The following is a 23,453-nucleotide window of genomic DNA, read 5'->3' on the forward strand; positions in this document are numbered from 1 at the left end:
GAAGGTCACCGACGTCCGGAACGTCTGCGAACCCAGGTGTCGGCGGCTACGGCGAGGATGATCACAGTGCCGGTAGCCACCGTCTGCCAGAAGGAGGAGATGCCGCGCAGGTTGAGGATGTTCTGCAGGACGCCGATGAACGCGACGCCGATGACGGTGCCAAGCATGGTGCCGGAGCCGCCGAACAGGGCCGCGCCGCCGATGATCACTGCGGAGATCGCGGTGAGCTCCATGCCGGAACCGGTGACCCCCTGCACGTAGGAGAGGAAGGACAGACCGAGCACGCCGGCCAGACCGGCGAGGGTGCCGGAGAGCATGAAAGCGGTGACCTTCACGCGGCCGGTGTTGATGCCGCACAGCCGCGCGGCCTCGGCGCTGCCGCCGACGGCATAGGTGTTGAAGCCGTAGCGGGACTTTGAGAGGACGATCGTGCCGAGGACGGCGACGACGGCGAAGATGACGAGCTGCATCGGCAGGACGCCGAAGAGCTTGCCCTGACCGAGCAGGTTGAACTCGGCGATGTCAGGGTCGTTGGCGGACAGGGAGATCGGCGACCCGCCGCTGAGCAGCAGCGTGACGCCCCGATAGACACTCAGCGTGCCGAGAGTGACGATGAAGGACGGGATTCTGAATCCCACGGTCATCAGGCCATTGATCAGGCCTGCGACCGTGCCGGCGGCGATCCCGGCAAGAGCGGCCAGCGGCCAGGCGACATCCGAAGTCATAAGGAGACCGCAGACGACGGCTCCGAGGCCGTAAATGGAGCCGACGGACAGATCGATCTCAGCGTTGATGATGACGAAGGTGACGCCGATCGCCATGATGCCGATCTGCGCGATCTGCTGGCCGACGGTGAGGAAGTTGCTGGTCCCTACGAAGCCCGGAGCGAGCAGAGTGCCCAGCAGGAAGAGCACGACCAGGGCGAGGAAGGTGCTGGACTCCCGGGCGTGCAGGAACCGCTGGAGGGGCGAGGGGTTGCTGGGGGCCGCGACCCCGGACTTCACCGGAGGCGCCGCCTGAGTGGTCATCTGGGCCATCTCTCTCATCTCTTCAACAGGGTCGCGACATCGTCCAGGCGGGGCAGGGCGGGTATGACCTCGGCGATGCCGACGCTGTGGGCGCCGGCCGCGGCGGCGAACCGAACCGCCTCGGTGAGGTCGTCGCCCCGGACTAGGGCGACCGCGAGCGCCCCGGTGAAGGCGTCGCCTGCACCGGTGGTGTCGACCACGCGGGGCACGGTGACCGGCGCGACCCGGGTGCGCTGCCCACCTGAGTCCACCAGTGCGCCCTGGGCGCCGAGGGTGAGCACGACTGTTCCGGCGTAACGGGTCCGGAGCAGGTCGACGAGCTCATCGCCGCTGGCTGTGCTGTCCGGGTCTCGACCGGTGAGCACCCGAGCTTCGCTGGCATTGGGGGTCAGCACATCGATCCACGCCCACGCCTCGTCGGGCAGGGCCACGGCCGGGGCGGGATTGAGCAGGGTGCGGACCCCGTGCTCGTGCGCGGTCCGCAGGGCCGCGAGCGCGACCGGCAGGGGAATCTCGAGGCTGACCATGGCGAGGTCTGCCGCAGCGATTCGGTCGGCGAACCCTTCGACGTCTGCCAGAGTCAGCTCGTCCAGTGCTCCGGGTGCGATCGCGATCCGGTTCTCCCCCTCGTCGTCGACGAGGATGATGCCGACCATGGTGGCGGCGCCGGCGGTGCGGACCCGACTCGCGTCGACCCCTTCCTCGGCCCATAGCCGGCGGGCGGCAGCGCCGAACTGGTCCGGCCCGACCGCGGTCAGGAAGCTGACCTCCGCACCGAGGCGGGCCGCGGCCACTGCCTGGTTAGAGCCCTTGCCTCCGTGCCCGGAGGTGAACTGGCCGCCCGAGAGGGTCTCCCCCGCGACGGGCATCCGGGGCACCTGCATGGTGAGCCCGGCACCGTAGCTGCCGACCACTGCAATCTTCATCCTGGCCTCTTGTTCATGGACAACCATGTACAAACTTGGCGGTGACGCTACCGACGGCGTGTCGTAGGTGTCAATAGTCAGGAGGGTTCCCCTGGCACATCCCCTTGCCCAGGAAGGCGATCCGATCCTTGGCCCACGACCAGCGAGCGCTAATGAGAACGGGCGGGACTCCGTAAGACTGGAGGCCCGCCCGTTCCTGTGCTGTTGGGCTGGTCAGCGGCTTGATCCGCTGGTCAAGGTCTGGTGCCCCCCGCGAGGGTCCCAACAGAAGGGAAACAAGAGGCACCCCTTCTAACCAGGCAATTCGCACTCGACCACGATTGAGGCGGTCCACCCCCTCCCGAAGCGACGAGTCCGTACCGTCCGAGTCGCAGCGGAGAGGTGAAGACAATGCCCGATATCGCCCAACTGCTGGATCCGGCGAACGTCGACGGGGCAGTGTGCTTCTCGTTGCGCAGATCGCCGCGGTTGGTCCGCTCGCATGTGCAAGCCATCTGGCTGGGCGCTTGTTCTATGTAGCGGCCTAAATGCGCTCAAGAGTTCCGCGAACGTCTCGAACCGCAGCTCGCCATCCTGGAGGCGCAACCACCGCGGCAGGACCACGCGGAAGAGTTACTCGACCGACTCCCCCTCCTGACCGCCAACCTCGCCGAAGCTCCTGAGGAACTCCAGCGCGAGCTGTTCGAGGTCTTTCACCTGGAGGTCCGCTACGACGCCCGCGCGAACACCGCCCTGATCAGGGTCACGCTGGACGGCGACACGATCAGTGACATCGTCAGCCTGAGCGAGAGGATAGTAAGCAACCCGTCACCCTCAGGCAGACCTCAAGCATCCATGATCGAAGCCGACACCAGCTCGGGTGATCGCGAGCATGCCTGCCCGCCTATGGCCTCGACCTCCGATGGCAGCCCGGCAAACCATCCCATAGGACGCAAAAACGGGCATCCTTTGCCCCGATATGAGGTGGATGCCCGTAGCGCAGATCTGTTTGGTGCCCCCTGCAAGATTCGAACTTGCGCTCCCGGCTCCGGAGGCCGGTGCTCTATCCCCTGAGCTAAGGGGGCTCAACCGTTGATAAGGCTACCAGCACTTGAAGGCCGCTCGTGACATCATTACGGCCGCCGGAGGCCGCGGGGATGTGGATCAGCGAAAACCGCGCGCCCACCCCGTCTCATTGGCTAGCTTTGCCGCCGTGGGCGAGCTTCTGGGACGCGTGCTGGTCGTGGATGACGACGAGGTCATCCGGCAGCTCATAGCGGTCAACCTGACCCTGGAGGGGTTCGAGGTCGAGACCGCGTACGACGGGCAGGACTGCTTGGACCGCGTCCATGACGTGGATCCCGATGTGATCACGCTCGACGTGATGATGCCGCGTCTGGACGGCTGGGAGACGGCCACCCGGCTGCGGGAGGACCCGAGCACCCGGCACATCAAGGTCATGCTCATCACCGCACGGGCCCAGGAGGACGACCGCAGGCGGGGGTACGACATCGGCGTCGACGCCTATCTCACCAAGCCCTTCGACCCGGCCGAGCTGATCCAGATCGTACGGGACCTCGCCGAGGGCCCCGGGGCGCTCTGAGCCCCATTGGTCCACGGACACGGGCGCCGATTGGCCCGGGTGCGCGGGCCGGGGCGCTTCTAGCCTCGGCAAGCGTGATCGACGCCTCTACGTTCCTGGTTTTCGCCGCCACCTCGGCGGCGCTGGTGGCCGTGCCCGGCCCCAACCATCTCTACATCGCCGCCCGGGGCGTCGCCCAGGGCCGCCGCGCGGGGGTCGCCTCGGCCCTCGGCGTGGAGACGGGCACGCTGCTCCACATCGCCGCGGCGGCGGCCGGCCTCTCCTATCTGCTCGCGCGGTCCGCGGGGCTGTTCGCGGCGGTGAAATGGGCCGGTGTCGCCTACCTTGCCTATCTCGGCGTCCGTGCCCTGACCGGCCGGGGCTCGGGCGGCGACGCGCCGAGGCCGCAGCCGCTGCGCCGGGTCTTCCTCGAAGGCGTCCTCGTCAACGTGCTGAACCCCAAGACCGTGCTGTTCTTCCTGGCGTTCCTGCCCCAGTTCGTGGACCCCTCCGGCGACGTGCCGGGGCAGGTGCTCCTGCTCGGGCTGGTCCTCGCCGTGATCGGGCTGGCCTCGGACCTCGCGTACGCGCTCACCGCCGGGTCGCTCGGCCGCCGCCTGCGCGCGAGCACGCTCAGGTACGCCTCGGGGGTGGTCTACCTGGCGCTCGCCCTCGTCGCCGCGCTGAGCGGGGCCGGGCGTACGGCGCGGGGCTGATCAGGCCGGACAGGCGGGCAGGTCCCGGGCCGCCTTGTCGATGAAGCGGGCCAGCCGGGCGGGCTCGGCGAGCACGGTCAGATGGCCCCGGCCCGGCACGTGCGTGAGGCTGCCGTCGGCACAGGCCCGCAGGAACGCCTGCTCGTCGGCCCGGAAGGGGTCGCGGGTGCCGTTCAGCAGCCAGACCCGACCGGGGTAGGCCGCCAGCGAGGCGACGGGGTCCTCCGCCGTTACCGCCGCGACGACGGACGCCACGACCTCGCTGCTCAGCCCGCCCTCGATCATGGCTTCTCCGGCGGCCCCGGGCAGCATCCGGCGCAGCGCGAAGCGGCTCACCCGGTCGGCCAGCGCGGGGTTGCGGGCGGCCAGTCGCCCGGCGAGCCGGTAGGCGTGCGCCCTGGGCCCGTCCGGCCGCGCCGTGCAGCCCATCGCGACCAGGCCGGCGACGAGGTCCGGATGCCGCGCGGCGGCGGCGATGCCCACGTAGCCGCCAAGGGACAGCCCCACGACGAGCGCCCGTCCGCCCAGGTCCGCGATCGCCTGCGCGACGACGTCGCAGGCCGCCTCCGTGCCGTACGGCAGGCCGCGGCGGCGGCCGTGGCCGGGCAGGTCCGGCGCGGCGGACGGGGCCCGCAGCAGCGCCCGGACCGGGGACCACATCGTGCCGCTCAGCCGGGTGCCGTGGACGAAGACCACCGGCATGCTCATGACGCACCTCCTCAATCGCAACGCAACGTTGCGTTGCGAAGGCCATTAAAACACAACGGTGCGTTGCAGTAGGCTCCCGCCATGGCCCCACGCAAGAAGGACGACATCCTGAACGCCGCGCTGCGCCTGCTCGCGGAGAAGGGCTACGAGGGCCTGACCATCGAGGGCGTGGCCGAACGGTCGGGGGTCAACAAGACGACGATCTACCGGTGGTGGCCGTCGAAGGCCGCCCTGCTCGGCACGGCGCTGGTCGAGGCGCGGGCGCTCGACTTCGCCGTGCCCGACACCGGGAGCCTGCGGAGCGACCTCCACGCCCTGCTGGACGGCCTGGCCCGGCTGCTCACCACTCCCCCGGCGGCGGACATCGCCGTCGCGGCACTCGGAGCCGCCGCCAACAGCCCCGAGCTCGCGGAGGCGGCCAGGGGCTTCTTCGCCGACCGGTTCGCCCGGGAGCGGCCGATCTTCGAACGGGCCCGGGAGCGCGGCGAGATCGACGATTCCGCCGACCCGATGATGATCACGGATCTGCTGGCCGGCGCGGTGTGGCTGCGGGTGGTATTCCGGCAATTGCCTCTGGACGATGGCTTTACCGAGCGGGCGGTGAACGCCGTACTCGATGGGGTAGGGCGGCCAGGGGATCCGAAGGCGGGCCGACCGGCGCGGGCCGGCGGCTGACCAGGCGGATCTGTTGGACGGCCCGGCCAGGAGTGCCACTGGCGGGCCCTCCGCGACGGGTTCGCGGCGCCGCGCGCTCCATGCGCGGCCGCGTACGCCCGGCGCGTCGTTCCCGCGGACGTTCCATGACCTGCCACGGTCACGTCCGCTCACGTCGTTCGCGCACATCCCAGCCGCGCCGGCCACGTCAGGCCGCACCGTGTCATGTCGCACCGTGTCATGTCGTGCCCCAGCGCCAAGTGGAGGGAGCACACCGATGACCATGTCCAGCAAGCCGCCGAAACCTCACGGCAAGCGGCCCAGGCTCCTCCTCGGAGTCGCCGCGGCGCTCACCCTCGTGACCGGTGCCGGCCTCGCCGCGGCGGGCGCACCGGGCCACGACCAGCCGCGGTACGCCCAGGGGGGACAGCTCCGGCCCGGTCCGGAGCAGTTCGGCATGACCGAGCTCGCCCTGCTCCAGCTCGGACAGCCCCAGCAGCCTCGCACGTCCCGCGACTACCAGACCTTCACCAGCCAGACGGGCTCGGTGGACTCGGTGCAGAGCGGAGCCGTCACGGTGGAGGGCCGCACCTACACGGTCGACGAGTCGACCAGGATCGTCGCGGACTACAAGGGCCTGCAGGGGATCCAGCAGGGCGACCAGGTCTGGGTCGTGGGCACGACCGGCGACAACCCGAAGGCGCTGATCGTCGCGGACGCCAGCCGCCCGGCGCTGCCGGGACACGGCGGAGGCGGCGCACCCCCGCCGCAGACGGAGACCCCGTCCGCACCCGCCACACCCGGTGAGACCGCCACGCCCGGCGAATCGCCGTCGCCGGAGACCGTCTCGCCCACCGAGTGACGCGGAGCGCCGTTATGGGCGGGGACCCGGAGCGATCCCCGCCCATGGCGTGACGATCAGGACGTGGCGAACGTGAACCAGTTGAGGTTGACGAAGTCGGCCGGCTGGCCGCTGCTGAAGGTGATGTAGACGGTGTGGGTGCCGGTCGTCGCCGCGATGTTGGCCGGGACGGTCGTCCAGCTCTGCCAGCCGCCGGTGTTGCCGACGGCGAAGTCGCCGATCGGGGTCGCCGTCGGGCTGTCGAGCCTGACCTGTACGAGGCCGCTCACGCCGGCCGCCGCGCCGGAGGCGACCCTGGCCTTGAACTGCCGCGCCGCCGTCGAGCCGAAGTTGACGCCGTCGTAGCGCAGCCAGTCGCCGTTGGAGATGTAGGAGACGTTCTGGCCGCCGCCGCTGTCCTGGGTCGTCTCGAGCTGCGTGCCGCTCTGCGCCTGGTACTTCTCCGCCTGGATGGTGGAGCGGGCGTCCACACCGCCCGGCGGGGGCGAGCTCGGCGGCGGGCTGCTGGTCGCGCCGCTCTGCCACACGGCCACGTAGTCGACCACCATCGGCCGCCCTGACACGGTGGCGGAGGTGGGCGTGGAGAACCCGGCGACACCGTTGGGGAAGCCGCCGCCCATGGCGACGTTGAGCAGGATGAAGTATCCGGCGTGGGAGGTCATGTTCGACCACGTCGTGGCGTCGAGCTGGCCCTGGCTGATGCTGTGGAACTGCTGGCCGTCCACATACCACCGGAGCTGGTTGGGGCTGACGCTGCGGTCCCACTCGAACCGGTAGGTGTGGAAGGCCGACTGGCAGGTCGAGCCGGGGCAGGCCCGGCTGTTGCCCAGGCCGTTGGTCTCGTTGCACGCCCCGCCGGGGTTCACCCCGCAGTGCAGGACGCCCCAGACGGAGTTGATGCCGTTGACGTTCTCCATGATGTCGAACTCGCCGATGGCCGGCCAGTTCCAGTAGTTGCCCCGGTACGGCGCGCCGAGCGCCCAGAAGGCCGGCCAGTAGCCGAGGGCGGCGTCGCCCGTGACGTTCGGCATCTGGATGCGGCCCTCGATGCGCAGGATCCGGCCGTCGGCCGGCTTGAAGTCGGCGCGGCGGGTCTCGATCCGCGCGGAGGTCCAGTTCTGGCCGCTGCCGATCGGGGTGATGCGCAGGTTGCCGTTGCCGTCCAGGCTCAGGTTGGAGGTGCTGGACGTGTAGTTCTGGATCTCGCCGGTGCCCCAGTTGCCCGCACCTCCGGGGTACGCGTGGCCGGTATCGATGATCCAGTTGGTGGACGACGGAAGCGACCCGGCCGTGCCGTTGAAGTCGTCCGACCAGACGAGCGACCAGCCGGACGGCGTCCCGGGCACCGACGCGTCGGCGGGCCGTACGGCGAGGGCCATGACCGCGGCGGCCACGGCGAGCAGCGCCAGCACCGAGCGCCGCCATGGGGAGTGGAGCACACGCATGAGTACCTCTCTCCTCGGTCCGGTCGTCGCGGCGGGGGGATTGGGGGGTGCGGGTGGCCTCACGGAGCGCAGACGGTGGACGTCTGGAAGGCCGGACGGCGGTGTCCGGAGAGGGTCGTGAGGGCCCGCGCACCGCGACCGCGGACCGCTTGAGCGCCACTGTCCCCTCTGGGTCTCACTCACGTCAAGAGGGTCTGTGAAATCTGAGAGAGCGTTCTCTCGAAGAGATAGGCCGTATGAGCTGTGATGAGAGAGCGCTCTCCAACTCGGCTACCGGAGCGCGCCCAGGCCCGGGCCTCAGCGTCCCGCCGCCCGCGTCAAGTCCCGTCGCCCGCGTCAAGTCCCGTCGCCCGCCTCAGTGTCCCGCCGCCCGCGTCAGGCGGAGCCCGGTCGCGCCCAGCGTTCCGAGCAGTGCCGCCGCGGCCAGGATCAGGGCGGTCTCGCGGAAGCCCGTGAGCGGCGAGCCCGTCGCCGCGCCGCGGGTGGTGAGGAAGGTGACGATGCCCGAGCCCGGTCCCGCACGAGGTCGAGCGCCAGGGCGGCCTGCGGCCGGCGGCGGGCCCACAGCACGTAGGCGGCCAGGAGCGCCAGGCCGATGGGCCACGAGGGGGTGGCCCAACCGTGGGCGGCCACCCGTTCGACTCCGTAGGTCGCCAGCCCGAGCCCGCTCGCCAGCAGGATCAGCCCCGGCAGGTCCGGGCGTACGGCGCGGTCACCCCGGACGCCCAGACCGGCCCGATACGCCGCGAACGCGCCGGGCAGGGCGAGCAGCCCGATCGGCAGGTTGATCAGGAAGATCGAGCGCCAGCCGTACGCGCCGATCAGCAGGCCGCCCAGGGAGACGCCGAGCGCGGGCGCCGCGAAGAACGCGAGACCCGCGGCGAGCGGCACCCTGCCGCCCGAGCCCGTCGCGGCTCCGCCCTCCCCGATGAGCAGGCCGATGGCCAGTGGGACGAGCGGCGCGCCGCCCAGGCCCTGCATGGCTCTGCAGCAGATCAGCGCGCCGGCGTCGGGGCTCAGCGCGCACGCGGCGGACGCGAGCGTGAACAGGGCCAGGCTGCCGATGTACGTCGGAACCAGCCCGAACCTCCTGGCCAGGAAGGACGTGACGGCCAAGCCGACCGCCAGCGCGAGCAGGTAGCCGCTCACGGCCCACTGCACGACCTCCAGCGGCCGGTTGAGTTCGCGTGTCAGGTCGGGCACCGCGAGATTGACCACCGACGAGTCGACCATCGACAGGATCGGGCCCGCGACGAGCCCGAGGGACATGAGGCGGGTGGGCCTGCCGACCTCGGCGCCTGTCATAAGGACTCCCGCGACGCGGGCTCCGGAGGCGCCGCCTCCAGTTCGTCCAGCCAGGCCAGTTCGAGCCGATGACGCTCGATGTTGAATCGGAGGACGCGCAGGCCCCACGGCTCGTGTCCCGCGGCCGCGGCCAGCTCCTCCTGCGCCGCCAGCGAGTGCTCCACGCACTCCCGCCGCACCTCGATCCTGCGGCGGTCGGGCGCGGGCAGCAGATCGAACAGGCCCACCCTGACCTGGAACTCCTCGTCCTTCATGAGGAGCATCGGATCGGCCGTGCGCAGCAGCGCCCGCAGCCGCTCACGGCCCTTGTCGCTGATCCGGTAGACGGTCCTCGGCGGACGGCCCGCGGCGACCTAGGTTAGGTTAACCATACAGACGGTGCCGTAGAGGTCAGGAGCCGCGGCCCCAGCGGTAGACGCCGTAGCCCATCAGCAGCAGGCTCACCGCGCCGGCCACGGCCCGCCAGGTGTTCCAGGTGGTCCACCGGGCCGAGTAGTCCGACCAGATCCGGGCGGCGGCCACGGCCGGGTCGCCATGGGCCGCCGCGGCGGCCAGGGCGTCGTTCATCGGCACGTTCACCGCGGCCGTGATCAGGATCACGCCCACGGCGTACACCGCGGCCGCCGCGAAGAACGGCCAGGCCGCGCCGGAGCGAGGGGTGGCCAGCAGCAGTCCGCCCGCCCCGGCGGCGGCGACCGGGGCGAGGACGAACGCCGCCAGGAAGACCGGGTTCTGGATCTTGACGTTGACGGCGTTCATCGAGTCGATCGCCGCGGAGGCCGACGCCGCGTTCAGGCCCGGCATGACCCCGACCGAGAACCCGAAGAAGGTGCCCGCCATCCCGGCGGTCATGAGCATGGACAGGGCCGCCGCGACGGCGGCCAGAAGGTACGTCATGACGCCTCCGCCACGGTCCGTGCGCCGATGCCGGCGATGGTGATCAGGGGTTCCGCTGTCGTCGTCATGGCGATCAGTCAACCGGTGGACGGCTCCGGGCGACATCGGCGAGACGCTCGACCGCATATCCGGCCGTCTACGATCTGGGCATGGACGCGCTGGCCGACCTCCTCGACGGGCCCCGGGCGCGAGGGGCCTTCCTGCTGCGGGCGACGCTGAGCCCGCCCTGGTCGGTGCGGATCCAGGACGAGGCGCCGCTGTGCCTGGTCGCGATGGTGCGCGACGAGGCGTGGATCACCCCGGACGAGGACCGGGCCGTACGGGTGGGGCCCGGGGACGTCGCGGTCGTGCGCGGGCCCGGCCACTACACGGTCGCCGACGACCCGGCGACCGCGCCGCAGGTCGTGATCCATCCCGGGCAGGTCTGCACCACGCCGGACGGCCGCGGTCTGTCGGCGGATATGGACCTGGGCACGCGCAACTGGGGCAACGACCCCGACGGCTCGGCCGTGATGCTCATCGGCACCTACCAGATGCGCGGCGCGGTCACCCAGCGGCTGCTGGCGGCGCTGCCCACGCTGCTGGTGCTGCGCGGCGACTCCTGGGACGGCTCCCTCGTCACACTGCTCGGCCGGGAGATCGTCAAGGACGAACCGGGCCAGGAGGTGGTGCTCGACCGCCTGCTGGACCTGCTCCTGATCGCCGTGCTGCGGACCTGGTTCTCCCGCCCGGAGGCACAGGCCCCGGGCTGGTATCGGGCGCACGGCGACCCGGTGGTGGGGCCGGCGCTGCGGATGCTGCACGCCGACCCGGCCCAGCCCTGGACGGTCGCCGAACTGGCGGGCCGGGCAGGGGTCTCCCGAGCCGCGCTGGCACAGCGGTTCGCGAAACTGGTCGGCGAGCCACCGATGGCCTACCTGACCGGGCTGCGGCTGGCGCAGGCGGCCGACCTGCTGCGTGAGACGGACGCGACGCTGGAGGCCGTGGCCCGGCGGGTCGGCTACGGCACCGCGTTCGCGCTGAGCTCGGCCTTCAAGCGGGAACGCGGCGTGAGCCCCCAGCGCTACCGCGAAGGCCTGAGACGCCAGGCCGGCTGAAATCCGCCCGAGGCGACGCGTGCGTGTCCCGGGCCGCCGTGTCCCACGCAGTGTCTCCGGTGACGCGTACCCGCTTCACGGAGATCGAGAAAGCGCTCTCCGGCGGGCACGCACCGACGCTTCCTGCCACCGGACCTGATTTCTTCCCGCTCCCCCGCACCAGGCGGGACGACACTCCCACCCTGCGCCGATACTCGTGGGAGCGCTCTCACCAGCGGTGATGGCGTTCTGAGATAACGGGAATCGTTACTGATCCGCCCCTTGACGGCCTCGCGGACGGCTCCCACTCTTGTGCGAGAGCGCTCTCTTCAAGATCGATTTCATATGTGGAACCCAAGGAGGGTTCATGGGCACTCCCCACGCGGGCCGCCGGGTCGTCCGGTTCGTCGCCCCCATGCTCGCCGCCTCCCTGCTCACCCTCACGGCGTGCGGCGGATCCGATACCAAGACCGGCGACGGCCAGTCCGCGGAGAAGATCAAACTCAGCGTCGGGCTCTTCGGCGACTTCGGCTTCAAGCCGCTGTACGAGGAGTTCAAGAAGACGCACCCGAACGTCGAGATCGAGGAGCGCCAGGCGGCGTACGCCGACCACCACACCAACCTCGCCGCGCACCTCGCCACCGGGGCGGGCGCCGCGGACGTCGAGGCGATCGAGGTGGGCTACATCAGCCAGTTCACCTCGCAGCCCGACAAGTTCTACGACCTGAAGCAGTACGGCCTCGACAAGCGCCAGGGCGAGTACCTCGACTGGAAGTGGCAGCAGGGCGTCGCCCCCAGCGGCGCCCTGGTCGGCCTCGGCACCGACGTCGGCGGCCTGGCCATGTGCTACCGCACCGACCTGTTCGAGAAGGCCGGCCTGCCCAGCAAGCGCGACGAGGTGTCGGCCCAGTGGCCCACCTGGGAGCAGTACATCGAGACCGGCAAGAAGTTCGCCGCCAAGGCGCCCAAGGACGCCAAGTTCTTCGACAGCCCCGGAGAGATCTTCCGGGCCATCATCGCCCAGGCCCCGGTCGGCGTGTACGACGCGCAGGACAACATCGTCGTCGCCACCAACCCCGACGTGAAGAAGGCGTGGGACCTGTCGGTCCAGATGATCGACGCCGGCCTGTCCGCCAAGATCGGCGCGTTCACGCCGGAATGGAACACCGGCTTCGCCAAGGGCTCGTTCGCGACCGTGATCTGCCCCGCGTGGATGACCGCCTACATCCAGGACCAGGCCAAGAACGCGGCAGGCAAGTGGGACATCGCCACCGTCCCCGGCGGCGCGGGCAACTCCGGCGGCTCCCACCTCACCGTGCCCAAGCAGAGCAAGCACCCCAAGGAGGCCGCCGAGCTGATCGACTTCCTGACCTCGGCGCAGAACCAGGCCGCGGTGTTCAAGGCGATCGGCAACTTCCCGTCGATCCCCTCGCTGTACGACCAGCCGGACATCCAGAACTTCACGAAGGACTTCTTCAACGACGCCCCCGTCGGCAAGATCTACTCCGACGCCGCGAAGAACCTCAAGCCGCAGCACCTCGGCCCCCGCGAGGGCGACGTGCGCACGGCCGTCGGCAACGGCATCGGCCGGGTCGAGCAGGGCAAGCAGTCGCCCGACGAGGCGTGGGCCCAGGTCCTCAAGGACGTGGAAGGCATCAAGTAGTCCGTCGCAGGCAGGGCCCCCGGGCGATCCGCTCCGGGGGCTCTGCCCAGAGGAGGATCTCCCATGGCATCACCCCCGGGCGGGTCCCTGAGGACCGTGGCGCCCTCCCCCGGCGGCCCTCCGGCCACCCTGCGCCCGCCGGCGCGCGGGCGAGCGGCGTCGGGCTGGCGCTCCCGCCTGCACCGGCTGGACCGGCAGGCCTCGCCGTACGCGTACGTCGCGCCGTTCTTCCTGCTCTTCGCGGCCTTCGGGCTCTTCCCGCTCATCTACACGGCCTGGGTGTCGCTGCACGACTGGAACCTGCTGAGCAGCGACAACCCGTTCATCGGGCTGGACAACTACAAGGCGCTGTTCGCCGACGGCTACTTCTGGAACGCGGCGTTCAACACACTGTCGATCGGCGTCCTCTCCGCGGTGCCGCAGCTGCTGCTGGCGCTCGTGCTGGCGCACCTGCTGAACCGGCCGCTGCGGGCGCAGACGCTGTTCCGCATCACGCTCCTGCTGCCCAACGTCACCAGCGTCGTGGCCGTGGTGGTCATCTTCAGCCAGCTCTTCGGGCGCGACTTCGGGCTGATCAACATGGTGCTCGAATGGCTCGGGTTCGGCCGGATCAACTGGCAGGCGGACGTGGCCACCTCGCACGTCGCCATCGCCGTCATGATCATGTGGCGGTGGACCGGCTACAACACGCTCATCTACCTCGCCGCCATGCAGGCCGTGCCGAGGGAGATCTACGAGGCCGCGACCCTCGACGGCGCGTCCAGCCTCAAGCAGCTGTGGGGCATCACGCTCCCGATGATCCGTCCGACCGTCATCTTCACGGTCATCGTCACCACGATCGGGTCGATGCAGATCATCGCCGAGCCGCTGCTGTTCGGCGCGCAGGTCAGCAACGGCGCGGCGGCCACCGGCGGCACCGACCGCCAGTTCCAGACCCTGGCCCTCTACCTGTACGAGAAGGGCTTCCGCAGCTTCGAGTTTGGCTACGCCTCGGCGGCGGCGTGGATGATGTTCCTGCTCGTGCTCGTGGTCGTGGCGTTCAACTACCTCGTCGTACGGCGCATGCGTGGAGGACTCGATGCTTAGAGCGCTGCGCGGGCATCCGCTCACCTATCTCACCCTCGTGGCGGTGGCGTTCTTCTCGGCGTTCCCGGTCTACTGGAGTGTGATCGTCGCCTCGCACGACAACGCGGCGCTGGCCGAGGTGCCGCCGCCGCTGCTGCCCGGCGGCAACTTCTTCGCCAACGTGCAGCGGGTCTTCGACACCGCGCCGTTCGCGCTGGCGCTGCTCAACTCGTTCGTCGTCGCCGGGACGATCACCGTGTCGGTGATGTTCTTCTCCACGCTGGCCGGCTTCGCGTTCGCCAAGCTGCGCTTCCGCGGCCGCAACGTGCTCCTGCTGATGACCGTCGTGACGATGATGGTCCCCACGCAGCTCGGCATCATCCCGCTCTACATGCTGATGATCAAGCTGGAGTGGACCGGCACGATGTACGCCGTGATCGTCCCGGCGCTGGTCAACGCGTTCGGCGTGTTCTTCATGACGCAGTACCTGAGCCGCGCGCTGCCGACGGAGCTGCTGGAGGCGGGCCGGATCGACGGGTGCAGCACGGCCCGGCTGTTCTGGCACGTCGTGATCCCGGCCGCCCGGCCGGCGGCGGCGGTGCTCGGCATGCTCACGTTCATGACGGCCTGGAACGACTACTTCTGGCCATTGGTCGTCCTCACCCCGGACAATCCCACTGTGCAGGTCGCGCTGTCGCAGCTCGCCAGCGGCTACGTGCGGGACTTCACGCTCGGCCTCACGGGCACGGCGGTGGCGACCCTGCCGCTGGTGCTCATCTTCGTCCTGCTCGGCAAACAGATCATCGGAGGAATCATGCAGGGAGCTGTGAAGGGATGACGGCGACGACCACGGCTACTCGGGGGACCGGATCGTCGAAGATGGTCTTCCCTGACGGCTTCGTCTGGGGCGCCGCCACGGCGGCCTACCAGATCGAGGGCGCCGCCGCCGAGGATGGCAGGGGCCCCTCGATCTGGGACACGTTCTCCAGGGTCCCGGGCAACGTGGCCGACGGCCACACCGGCGACGTCGCCTGCGACCACTACCACCGCTATGCCGAGGACGTACGGCTCATGGCCGGCCTGGGCCTGGCGGCCTACCGGTTCTCGGTGGCCTGGCCGCGGATCCTGCCCACCGGGGCGGGGCGGGTCAACGCCGCGGGCCTCGACTTCTACGACCGCCTGGTGGACGAGCTGCTCGCCCACGGCCTCACGCCCTACCCGACGCTGTACCACTGGGACCTGCCGCAGGCGCTGGAGGACGCCGGGGGCTGGGCCGTACGGGACACCGCCGCGCGCTTCGCCGACTTCGCCGCCGTCGTGCACGAGCGGCTCGGCGACCGTGTCCGCACCTGGACGACGCTGAACGAGCCGTGGGTGGCGGCCTTCCTCGGTTACTGCTCCGGCGTCCACGCCCCGGGCAGGCGCGATCCGGCCGCCGCGTTCCGCGCCGCCCACCACCTGCTGCTCGGTCACGGGCTGGCCGCGCGGGCCCTGCGCGCGGCCGGGGCCGCCGAGATCGCGCTCACCCTCAACCTCGCGCCGGTGATCCAGACGGATGACGGCCACGAGGAGGCCGCCCGGGTGGACGCGCTGATGAACCGGCAGTTCCTCGACCCGGCGCTGCGGGGCCGCTACCCGGAGGAGGTGCTGGAGATCGTCGCCCGCCACGGCGGCCTGGACCACATCGGGGACGGCGACCTGGCCGTCATCCACCAGCCGATCGAGCTGCTCGGCATCAACTACTACAACCCGTCCTTCGTGTCGGCCGCCCCCGGCGAACCGGCCAACCCCGCCTTCCCCGGCACGGAGGGCATCCGGTTCGAGCCGCCGACCGGCCCGACGACCGCGATGGACTGGCCCATCGAGCCGTCCGGCCTGGAGACCCTGCTCGTACGGCTGTCGCGCGACTACCCCGAGGTCGGGCTGCTCGTCACGGAGAACGGCGCGGCCTTCGACGACCACCTCACCGGTGACACCGACGGGGACGTCGACGGGGGGAGAGTGCACGACGACGACCGGATCGGCTACCTCGACGGCCACCTGCGGGCGGCGCACGCCGCGATCTCCGCCGGTGCGGACCTGAGGGGTTATCTCGTATGGTCGCTCCTGGACAATTTCGAGTGGGCCTACGGCTACCACAAGAGGTTCGGCATCGTGTACATCGACTTCGAGACCCAGCGACGCGTTCCCAAGGACAGCGCGCTGTGGTATCGAGACGTCGTCAAACGCAACGCTCTTCAGGGGGAATGAATGAAACGACCCACTCTGGAGGCGGTGGCGGCGCGGGCAGGGGTGTCCCGCGCCACCGTCTCCCGGGTCGTCAACGGGCAGATGACGGTGACACCGCAGATCAGGGATGCCGTGATGCGCGCCGTGGACGAGCTGGGATACGTCCCCAACTCGGCGGCGCGCAGCCTCGTCACCCAGCGGACCGACTCGATCGCGCTGGTCGTGTCGGAGCCGCCGACCAGGGTCTTCTCCGAGGACCCGATGTTCTCCACGGTCATCCGCTCGGCCAGTCTGGAACTCGAGGCCGCCGACAAGCAGGTCGTGCTCATGCTCGGCGGCTCGGCTGAGAGCCACGCGAGGATCGAGCGCTACATCGCCAGCGGACACGTCGACGGGGTCATGCTGATCTCGATGCACGGCGCCGACCCGCTGCCCTCCGCCATCGCGCGGATGGGCGTCCCCGCCGTCTCGTACGGCAGGCCGGCCGTGCCGGTGCCCCTGCCGTACGTGGACAACGACAACGTGGGCGGCGCGGAGAAGGCGGTGCGCCATCTGCTGGACAGCGGGCGGCGGCGCATCGCCACGATCGCCGGGCCACAGGACATGATCGGCGGCCAGGACCGGCTCAAGGGCTACCGCGACGCGCTGCGCGAGTCCGACCGGCGGTCGATCGTCGCCGTCGGCGACTTCACCCGGGAGTCCGGCGCCGTCGCCATGCGCCACCTGCTGCAGGACGACCCGGATCTGGACGCCGTCTTCGTCGCCAACGACCTCATGGCCGTCGGGGCGCTGCAGACCCTGCGCCAGGCGGGCCGCCGGGTGCCGGACGACGTGGCGGTCGTCGGGTTCGACGACATCGAGGCGGCCCGCTACACCGAGCCCCCGCTGACCACGATCAGGCACCCGATCAGCGAGCAGGCCGCCGCCATGGTCCGGCTGCTGCTGGGCCTGTTCCAGGGCGGCCCGGCCGACCCGGTGATCCTTCCCACCGAGCTCGTCGTCCGGGGCTCCGCCTGAGCGGCCGGAACGCGGGGCCGGTGCTCAGGCGAGGGCCTCGGTGATGCGGCCGAGCGCCTCGAAGGGCGTCAGGCCGTACGCGTAGAAGTCGGCGGCCCCGGCCCCCGCCGTACGGGCCGCGCGGACCTTGGCGGCCAGCCGGTCGGCGGAGTCGGTGTCCGGCGCGCCCGGGCGCAGCACGACCCTCAGCTCCGGGTTCTTTCCCACGGAACGCCGGTAGGCCGCCACGTCGTCGGCCACCCGGGCGGGATCCCTGGCATACCCGAGCACCGCGAACGACGGGACCAGGTCGCCGAGCGCCACCAGGTCGATCCCGAACTGCCAGGAGTCGTGCGCGGCCAGACCGGCGGAGGGCAGCCCGTGGGCGTAACCCTTGGCCGCTCCCGTCGCGTCCATGAACGTCAGCCGCGCGCCCTCGGCCGTCACGGCCGAGGCCACCTCGCCCACCAGCGACGTGACGCTCTCTGAGCGGGCCCGCGCGTACGCCACCGTCTCCGGGCCGGCATAGGCCGTCAGCGCCGCCCGCGTGACCTCGCCCTCCGCCGGGGGATCGCCGTCGAGCACGCCCCCGACGATCCTCGCGCACTCCTGCCTGGCCACCTCGGCGTTCACCCCGAGGTCGGCGGCCCGGCGCATGCAGTGGGCGCAGAAGCACAGGCCGAACAGGAAGGCGTCCATCGGGCCGAGCGCGACCAGGCACCGCTCGTACGCGAAGGCCCCGAAGTGCAGCGACTCCGCGACGACCGTGTCCACCCCCTGCCGGGCGACGGCCCGGGCCAGCGCCACCGCGTACGCCCGCACGTCGGGATGCGAGGGGCACAGGTCGGCCGGGGAGCCGTGGTCGCCGAAGCAGTTCTCCACCGTCACGTCGGGGTGGGCCAGGCCGAGGGTGGTGTTGTGCAGGAACACCGTCCAGCCGTGCAGCCGCATGCCCCGGTCAGCGCATGCCCCGCGCAGCTCGTCGAGCGGCCGGTCCTCCGCCCCCGGCTGCACGGGCGGGGTCAGGCGCAGCCCGTCGAACAGGTCGTCGGGCGGAGGAAAGTGGACGCCGTCGCGGCGCAGCGTCAGCCGCGACGCGCCGTGCGGGGTCACGTCCCTGGCCTGGTGGTAGGCCGCGGCCACCGCGACGCCTCGCACGCCGTACGCCGAGGCTCGGCCGAGCAGCCCCCGCACGCCCTCCGTGCGCAGGTCCTCGACGAAGACGTACAGGGCGCTGTCCATCGTCAGCGGCCCGTGTACGCCACGAAGTCGATCTCGACGAGGATGTCCATGAGATCGGAGCCCACGGTGGTGCGCACCGGGTAGGGCCGGGTGAAGTAGGACTGGTAGACCTCGTTGAACGCGGCGAAGTCCTCCTTCAGGTTCTGCAGGTGGACCGTCGCCTTCACCACGTCGTCGAACGTCAGGCCGTGGGCTTCCAGCACCGCCCCGAGGTTGCGCATGGTCCGGTGCGTCTGGGCGGCCACGTCGTCGCCCACGACCTCGCCGGTCCCGGGGTCGAGCGGCCCCATGCCGGAGGTGTAGAGGAAGTCGCCCACCACGAGCCCCTGCGAGTACGCGCCGATCGGCGCGGCCCCGGCGGTCGTACGGATCTCCTGCTTGCCAGCCATTGTCACCGCTCCATCAGAAACACGTATTGATCAAATCAATCACGATGTCGTCGTCGTCCACCACGGGGATGACGCGCCATTTGTCGAAGGCCGTACACGGATGGGACAGCCCGAACGACACCAGGTCTCCCGGGCGCAGCCCGGCATCGCCGCTGAGATAGGCGTGCTGGTCCTGCACCTTGACGACCGTCACCCCGGTCAGCGGCTCGGCCGGCCCCCGGCCGCCGCCGCGCCGTACGGCCCTGGGGAACGGCAGGTGGATGTCGTAGGGGACGTCCCGCTTGCCCATGCCGACCAGCACGAGGCCGGGCTCCGGCACGGACAGGACCTGGGCCCAGACCTCCAGCGCCGGCCGCAGCTCGCCCTCCAGCCGGTTGTACGGCGTGTGCTCCCGGTAGTAGCCGTCGTCGTGGGCGATGTAGGCGCCGCTGCGCAGCACCACGGTCGAGCCCAGCTCCCCGGTCAGCGGCGCCAGCTCCTCGGCCACCAGGTCGAACCACGAGCTGCCCCCGGCGGAGACGACCATGGGGCCGGCCTCCTCCGGTGCGAGCGTCCGCGCCGCGCGGGCCAGGTCGCGCAGGTACGCGCGCACGTCGTCGGCCTCGTGGTGGGTCCCCTCGTATCCGGCGACCCCGGCCAGCTCGGTGCCCCTGGCCTCCCGCGCCGCACGGGCCACCGCCAGCAGCTCGTCCTGGCCGCGGCAGCCGGTCCGGCCGCCCGGGTGGCCCAGCTCGACCAGCACGCGGAACGGCACGTCGCCCGCCATCTCGTCGAGCACGCGCACGCCCTCGACCGAGTCGGCGTAGCAGAGGAAGTCGAAGCGCCCGATCTCGCCGGCCAGCCAGCGCAGCGCGCCGCGGTCGAAGATCTCGTTGGCCAGCAGCACGCGGGGGACGCCGAAGGAGCGGTGGACGAGCACCTGGCCCGGCGTGGCGGCGGTGACCCCCCAGGCCCCGGCGTCGAGCTGGGCCCGCACGAGCTGGGGCGACATCGTGGTCTTGGCGTGCGGCGCGAAGGCGAGCCCGTGCCGGTCGGCGAAGCGCGCCAGCGTCGCGATGTTGTGGTCGAGGGCCGAGCGCCGTGCCGTCATCACCGGCCAGGTGAACGCGCCGTCGAACAGGGAGTGCCGGGCCTCGGCGAACTCCCGTCCGCCGATCGGCTCGCCCGGCCACAGGAATCCGCGCGTGCGCGCGTCGACGACGATCTCCGGGAGCCCTCGCGGCCACGCCGGTGTGCGCTCTGTGCCGTCCTCTGTTCTGTCCTCTGCGGGGCCGTCCGCGAAACCCACGCCGCCCCCTCGTTGTCCCGGTTCAGACCACCTCGTGGATCGTACTGGACCACCACGCCGGAGGTAGACTCGCGACCTCGCACCGCGATCGGATGGGATCGGGATGAGCGGCGACGTACGACTCGAACGGGCTACGGCTCTCTACGAGCAGGCGGTCTTCGGCGGCGACGCCGCGGCTCTCGCCGAGGCCGACCGGGAGCTGGACGCGGTGGAAGCCGACCTGGCCACGGTGGGGACGGGACGGGAGATCGGCGCGGTCGAGGCCGGTCTCGCGCTGGCCCGCGGCCGGATCGTCCACGCGCGGTTCCTCGAACACCGTGAGGAGGACCCACGCGAGCTCGAGCTGTTCGAGCGGGCCGCCGATCTCTATCGGCGGCTCGGCGACGTACGCGGCGAGGGCGAGGCGCTCTTCTGGATCGGCTGTTTCCACCAGGTCGTACGGCACGACGACGAGGCGGCCGGACCCGCGTTGAGGCGGTCGAACGAGCTCGCGGCGGCGGCCGGCGACAGGCTGACGATGTCCTACGCGCTCAGGCACCTGGGCATCGCCGAGCACAGGGCCGGACGGCTGGAGGCGGCGCGGGAACGGCTAAAGGAATCGGTGCGGCTGCGCCGGGAGATCGGTTTCCGCCCGGGTGTCGCCGCCAACCTGGTCGGGCTGGCCTACATCGCCGCCGCGGAGGAGCGCCGGGACGACGCTCTGCGGCTGCTCGACGAGGCGGCCGCCCTCGCGGAGGCGAGCGGAGCCCTGGGCATCGCGCGGCACGTGGAACAGGCGCGGACGGCCCTGTGACCCCGGCCCTGTGATCGCGGCCGGGCGACCCCGGGGGCGGGTCGCATCGTGCGTCCGCCGATTCCGCGGATCGGCCTTCATTCGATGACACGTTCGAGATAGGGTGTGATGGCCCTCACAGGGGCTATGTGTTTCCGCAGATCAGATCACGCGCGCCGAACAGGAGCGACTCCATGACCGAGCCCAGGACCCACACCCTTGAGGTGCCCGGCTGCGCTCTCCACTACGACGTACGCGAGGCCGAGGGAACCACCGAGCCGATCCTGCTGCTGATCGGATCGCCGATGGACGCCACCGGGTTCACCGCCCTTGCCCGGCGCTTCCAGGATCGGACGGTGGTCACCTACGACCCGCGGGGCATCGGGCGGAGCACACGCACCGACGGCGCCGCCGAATCGACCCCCGACCTGCACGCCGACGACCTGCACCGGCTGATCGACGCGCTCGGAGGCGGGCCGGTGGACATCTTCGCGAGCAGCGGAGGCGCGGTCAACGGGCTCGCGCTCGTGGCCCGGCATCCGGAACAGGTGCGCACGCTCGTGGCGCACGAGCCGCCCGCCGCCCAGGTGCTGCCGGACCGGGAGCAGGCGCTGGCCGCGATCGCGGACATCCGGCGGACGTACGAGCGGGAGGGTTTCGGCCCGGCGATGGTGAAGTTCATCACGGTCGTCGGCCTCCAGGGCGAGATCCCGTCGGACTTCGCCGATCAGCCCATGCAGAGCCCGGCCGCTTTCGGACTGCCCACGGAGGACGACGGCACTCGCGACGACCCCATGCTGCGGCAGAACCTCATGACCTGCACGCACCACGAGCACGACTTCGAGGCGCTCCGCGCGGCCCCGACCCGCGTCGTCGTCGGCGTGGGCGTCGAGTCGGAGGGCCAGATGGCCCGCCGTGCGGGCGAGGCGGTCGCCGAGCGGCTCGGCACCAAGCCGGTGACGTTCCCCAGCAACCACGGCGGGTTCCTCGACGACACGTTCGGCATGCCGGGCGACCCGGACAACTTCGCCGTCACGCTGCGCGAGGTCCTGGCCGAGTAGGCCCAGGATCGCTTTCAGGCGGGGCGCAGCGCGCGGCCGGGGGTGGCCCCGGTGAGTGCGCCGCCCCGCAGCACCGGCACGCCGCCGACGAGCACGTCGTCCACGCCCACGGCGAGCGATCGGGGCTTCTCGTAGGTCGCCGTGTCGGCCACCGTGGCCGGGTCGACGACGACCAGGTCCGCGACCTGACCACGCCGTACGAGGCCGCGGTCGGGCAGCCGGAAGCGGCGCGCCGGGTGTGAGGCCAGGTGCACGGCGGCCTGTTCCCAGGTGAGGTCGCCGAGTTCGCGTACGTGCCGGCCCAGGTAGCGGGCGAACGCGCCGAAGCCGCGCGGGTGCGGGTGGCCGCCCACGTAGATGCCGTCGGAGCCGCCGGTGTGGCCGGGGTCGCGCATGACGGCGCGCACCGACTCCTCCCCCGCCTGGCCCTCGTCGGGGCGGGCCTGCACGCAGCCCGCCTGGAGCCGGGTCTTCGCCAGCAGCACCCGGCAGAACTCCGCCGCCGTGACGCCGTACTCGGCCGCGGCGGCGGGCAGGGTCATCCCCTCGGCCCACTCGAACCCGGGGGCGTGCGAGAGCGTGATACGCGGCCACAGGTCGTCGCGTCCCGCCCACTCCTCGGCGAGGCGTTCGCGTTCGGAGGACAGCATCGCCACGGCGCGGTCGGGGTCGGCGGCGGGCACCCACGGCGGCAGCGTCACCATCGCCAGGATCGTGCTGCCGCGCAGGTAGGGATAGGTGTCGAAGGTCAGGTCGACGTCCCGCCGCCGGGCGTCCTCGACCAGCGGCAGCAGGATGGACGCCGGGCCGTGGAGGTGCGAGACGTGCGCGGCCGCGCCGGACCGCCGGGCGATCTCGACGACCTCCGTCATCCCCACCGACGCGGCCGGGCCGTACGCGCGCATGTGGGTCACGTACGGCAGGCCGCCCAGCGGGGTACACAACGCTGCCAGTTCGGCGGCGTCGGCATACCGGCCGGGGGCGTACTCCAGGCCCGACGACAGTCCGGCCGCCCCTTCCGCCAGGCCCGTCTCGACCGCACGCAGCATGGCGCGCAGTTCGTCCTCGTCCGCGGCCCGCTCCGCCGGGCCCATCGCGTCGAACCGGATCGTCGCGTGCGGCAGCAGATAGGCGGTGTTGAGTGCGGTCCTGCCGTCATATCCGGCGAGCAGATCGGCGACGCTCACCGGCCCGTCCACGTGCGGGTGCGCGCCGTTGACCGCCGCGAAGTAGCGGCTCGCGTACGCGAAGGCGGCCGGGGACGTGGCCGGCGCGAACGACAGCCCGTCCTGCCCGAGCACGAACGTCGTGACCCCCTGCCGCAGCGCGGCGTGCTGCACGAGAGGGTCGAACACGGCCGCGTCGCCGTGCGCGTGGCAGTCGACCAGGCCCGGCAGCACGCACCTGCCCGCCGCGTCGATCCGCACGGCCGCCTCGGCGGCGCCGAGCCGGCCCACCGCCTCGACGCGGCCCCCGCGCACGCCGACGTCGGCACGGAACGCGGGAGCCCCCGTGCCGTCGACGACGCGGCCACCTGTGATCAGCACATCGAAGGTCACGTCCCCGATTA

Annotated in this window: 23 protein-coding genes and 1 tRNA gene; 12 read left to right on the forward strand and 12 right to left on the reverse strand. The window is 71.3% G+C overall.

From position 1 onward, the window contains the following. Positions 1-5: 5 nt before the first annotated feature. The 3 genes from ACQEVJ_RS36230 to ACQEVJ_RS36240 all read right to left on the reverse strand — a co-directional run bounded on the left by ACQEVJ_RS36230 (position 6) and on the right by ACQEVJ_RS36240 (position 3,018). Positions 6-1,028, reverse strand: coding sequence for an ABC transporter permease (locus ACQEVJ_RS36230; protein WP_433109062.1), 1,023 nt, complete (start codon positions 1,026-1,028; stop codon positions 6-8). Between the two features lie 14 nt (positions 1,029-1,042). Continuing rightward, the gene (locus ACQEVJ_RS36235; protein WP_363646263.1) at positions 1,043-1,954 is read right to left on the reverse strand and encodes a ribokinase; all 912 of its coding nucleotides are present in this window, start codon (positions 1,952-1,954) and stop codon (positions 1,043-1,045) included. Between the two features lie 989 nt (positions 1,955-2,943). Continuing rightward, positions 2,944-3,018, reverse strand: a tRNA-Arg gene (locus ACQEVJ_RS36240). Positions 3,019-3,146: 128 nt separating this feature from the next. On the opposite strand from ACQEVJ_RS36240, the gene ACQEVJ_RS36245 reads away from it, so the two are divergent. Both ACQEVJ_RS36245 and ACQEVJ_RS36250 read left to right on the forward strand, forming a co-directional pair. After that, entirely contained in the window at positions 3,147-3,536 is a 390-nt protein-coding gene (locus ACQEVJ_RS36245) for a response regulator transcription factor (RefSeq protein ID WP_433109065.1), read from the forward strand. Positions 3,537-3,610: 74 nt separating this feature from the next. Next, entirely contained in the window at positions 3,611-4,231 is a 621-nt protein-coding gene (locus ACQEVJ_RS36250; protein ID WP_433109067.1) for a LysE family translocator, read from the forward strand. Here the strand turns inward: ACQEVJ_RS36250 and ACQEVJ_RS36255 are convergent, their stop codons facing one another. Continuing rightward, positions 4,232-4,939: an alpha/beta fold hydrolase gene (locus ACQEVJ_RS36255; RefSeq protein WP_433109069.1), complete on the reverse strand. Its 708-nt coding sequence runs from the start codon at positions 4,937-4,939 to the stop codon at positions 4,232-4,234. It abuts the gene before it with no gap. An 81-nt stretch (positions 4,940-5,020) separates the two neighbouring features. Here ACQEVJ_RS36255 and ACQEVJ_RS36260 point away from each other — a divergent pair, with 81 nt between their 5' ends. Both ACQEVJ_RS36260 and ACQEVJ_RS36265 read left to right on the forward strand, forming a co-directional pair. After that, positions 5,021-5,614 (forward strand): TetR/AcrR family transcriptional regulator, encoded by a 594-nt coding sequence (locus ACQEVJ_RS36260; RefSeq protein WP_433109071.1) that lies wholly within the window; start codon positions 5,021-5,023, stop codon positions 5,612-5,614. A gap of 256 nt (positions 5,615-5,870) precedes the next feature. Further along, on the forward strand, positions 5,871-6,455 hold the full coding sequence (locus ACQEVJ_RS36265) for a hypothetical protein (protein ID WP_433109073.1): 585 nt from the start codon (positions 5,871-5,873) through the stop codon (positions 6,453-6,455). A 56-nt stretch (positions 6,456-6,511) separates the two neighbouring features. Here the strand turns inward: ACQEVJ_RS36265 and ACQEVJ_RS36270 are convergent, their stop codons facing one another. The 4 genes from ACQEVJ_RS36270 to ACQEVJ_RS36285 form a co-directional block, all read right to left on the reverse strand. Next, positions 6,512-7,900, reverse strand: coding sequence for a glycoside hydrolase family 16 protein (locus ACQEVJ_RS36270; RefSeq protein WP_433109075.1), 1,389 nt, complete (start codon positions 7,898-7,900; stop codon positions 6,512-6,514). Between the two features lie 429 nt (positions 7,901-8,329). After that, positions 8,330-9,205, reverse strand: coding sequence for an MFS transporter (locus ACQEVJ_RS36275; RefSeq protein ID WP_433109077.1), 876 nt, complete (start codon positions 9,203-9,205; stop codon positions 8,330-8,332). Further along, positions 9,202-9,459, reverse strand: coding sequence for a hypothetical protein (locus ACQEVJ_RS36280; protein WP_433109079.1), 258 nt, complete (start codon positions 9,457-9,459; stop codon positions 9,202-9,204). Before ACQEVJ_RS36280 ends, ACQEVJ_RS36275 begins: the two co-directional genes overlap by 4 nt. Before the next feature lie 136 nt (positions 9,460-9,595). Further along, the gene (locus tag ACQEVJ_RS36285) at positions 9,596-10,102 is read right to left on the reverse strand and encodes an anthrone oxygenase family protein (protein WP_433109081.1); all 507 of its coding nucleotides are present in this window, start codon (positions 10,100-10,102) and stop codon (positions 9,596-9,598) included. Positions 10,103-10,251: 149 nt separating this feature from the next. Between ACQEVJ_RS36285 and ACQEVJ_RS36290 the strand changes: the two genes are divergently transcribed. The 6 genes from ACQEVJ_RS36290 to ACQEVJ_RS36315 all read left to right on the forward strand — a co-directional run bounded on the left by ACQEVJ_RS36290 (position 10,252) and on the right by ACQEVJ_RS36315 (position 17,152). Next, a complete protein-coding gene (locus ACQEVJ_RS36290) occupies positions 10,252-11,199 on the forward strand; it encodes a cupin domain-containing protein (protein WP_433109083.1) in 948 nt (315 codons plus the stop codon). A 346-nt stretch (positions 11,200-11,545) separates the two neighbouring features. Further along, the gene (locus tag ACQEVJ_RS36295) at positions 11,546-12,841 is read left to right on the forward strand and encodes an ABC transporter substrate-binding protein (protein WP_433109085.1); all 1,296 of its coding nucleotides are present in this window, start codon (positions 11,546-11,548) and stop codon (positions 12,839-12,841) included. A 63-nt stretch (positions 12,842-12,904) separates the two neighbouring features. Further along, positions 12,905-13,927, forward strand: a complete 1,023-nt coding sequence (locus ACQEVJ_RS36300; RefSeq protein ID WP_433109087.1) for a carbohydrate ABC transporter permease — start codon at positions 12,905-12,907, stop codon at positions 13,925-13,927. Beyond that, on the forward strand, positions 13,920-14,744 hold the full coding sequence (locus tag ACQEVJ_RS36305; protein WP_142562647.1) for a carbohydrate ABC transporter permease: 825 nt from the start codon (positions 13,920-13,922) through the stop codon (positions 14,742-14,744). Before ACQEVJ_RS36300 ends, ACQEVJ_RS36305 begins: the two co-directional genes overlap by 8 nt. After that, positions 14,741-16,156 carry a GH1 family beta-glucosidase gene (locus ACQEVJ_RS36310; protein WP_433109090.1) on the forward strand — a complete coding sequence of 472 codons (1,416 nt, stop codon included), beginning with the start codon at positions 14,741-14,743 and terminating at the stop codon, positions 16,154-16,156. Before ACQEVJ_RS36305 ends, ACQEVJ_RS36310 begins: the two co-directional genes overlap by 4 nt. Further along, the gene (locus ACQEVJ_RS36315) at positions 16,157-17,152 is read left to right on the forward strand and encodes a LacI family DNA-binding transcriptional regulator (RefSeq protein ID WP_433109092.1); all 996 of its coding nucleotides are present in this window, start codon (positions 16,157-16,159) and stop codon (positions 17,150-17,152) included. It abuts the gene before it with no gap. A gap of 24 nt (positions 17,153-17,176) precedes the next feature. On the opposite strand, the gene ACQEVJ_RS36320 is transcribed toward ACQEVJ_RS36315, so the two are convergent. The 3 genes from ACQEVJ_RS36320 to ACQEVJ_RS36330 are packed head-to-tail and all read right to left on the reverse strand — an operon-like array spanning position 17,177 to position 20,050. After that, positions 17,177-18,373 (reverse strand): hypothetical protein, encoded by a 1,197-nt coding sequence (locus tag ACQEVJ_RS36320; protein WP_433109094.1) that lies wholly within the window; start codon positions 18,371-18,373, stop codon positions 17,177-17,179. A gap of 2 nt (positions 18,374-18,375) precedes the next feature. Continuing rightward, on the reverse strand, positions 18,376-18,762 hold the full coding sequence (locus ACQEVJ_RS36325) for a Rid family detoxifying hydrolase (protein ID WP_433109096.1): 387 nt from the start codon (positions 18,760-18,762) through the stop codon (positions 18,376-18,378). A gap of 13 nt (positions 18,763-18,775) precedes the next feature. After that, on the reverse strand, positions 18,776-20,050 hold the full coding sequence (locus ACQEVJ_RS36330) for an alanine racemase (protein WP_433109098.1): 1,275 nt from the start codon (positions 20,048-20,050) through the stop codon (positions 18,776-18,778). 103 nt (positions 20,051-20,153) lie between these two features. On the opposite strand from ACQEVJ_RS36330, the gene ACQEVJ_RS36335 reads away from it, so the two are divergent. Together ACQEVJ_RS36335 and ACQEVJ_RS36340 are read left to right on the forward strand one after the other, a co-directional pair. Further along, entirely contained in the window at positions 20,154-20,843 is a 690-nt protein-coding gene (locus ACQEVJ_RS36335) for a tetratricopeptide repeat protein (protein ID WP_433109100.1), read from the forward strand. Between the two features lie 173 nt (positions 20,844-21,016). Next, entirely contained in the window at positions 21,017-21,883 is an 867-nt protein-coding gene (locus ACQEVJ_RS36340; RefSeq protein WP_433109103.1) for an alpha/beta fold hydrolase, read from the forward strand. Between the two features lie 14 nt (positions 21,884-21,897). Here the strand turns inward: ACQEVJ_RS36340 and ACQEVJ_RS36345 are convergent, their stop codons facing one another. Further along, positions 21,898-23,442 carry an N-acyl-D-amino-acid deacylase family protein gene (locus ACQEVJ_RS36345; RefSeq protein ID WP_433109105.1) on the reverse strand — a complete coding sequence of 515 codons (1,545 nt, stop codon included), beginning with the start codon at positions 23,440-23,442 and terminating at the stop codon, positions 21,898-21,900. Positions 23,443-23,453 lie beyond the last annotated feature (11 nt).

This window comes from Microbispora sp. CA-102843, assembly GCF_050936215.1.
Taxonomy (GTDB): Bacteria; Actinomycetota; Actinomycetes; order Streptosporangiales; family Streptosporangiaceae; genus Microbispora.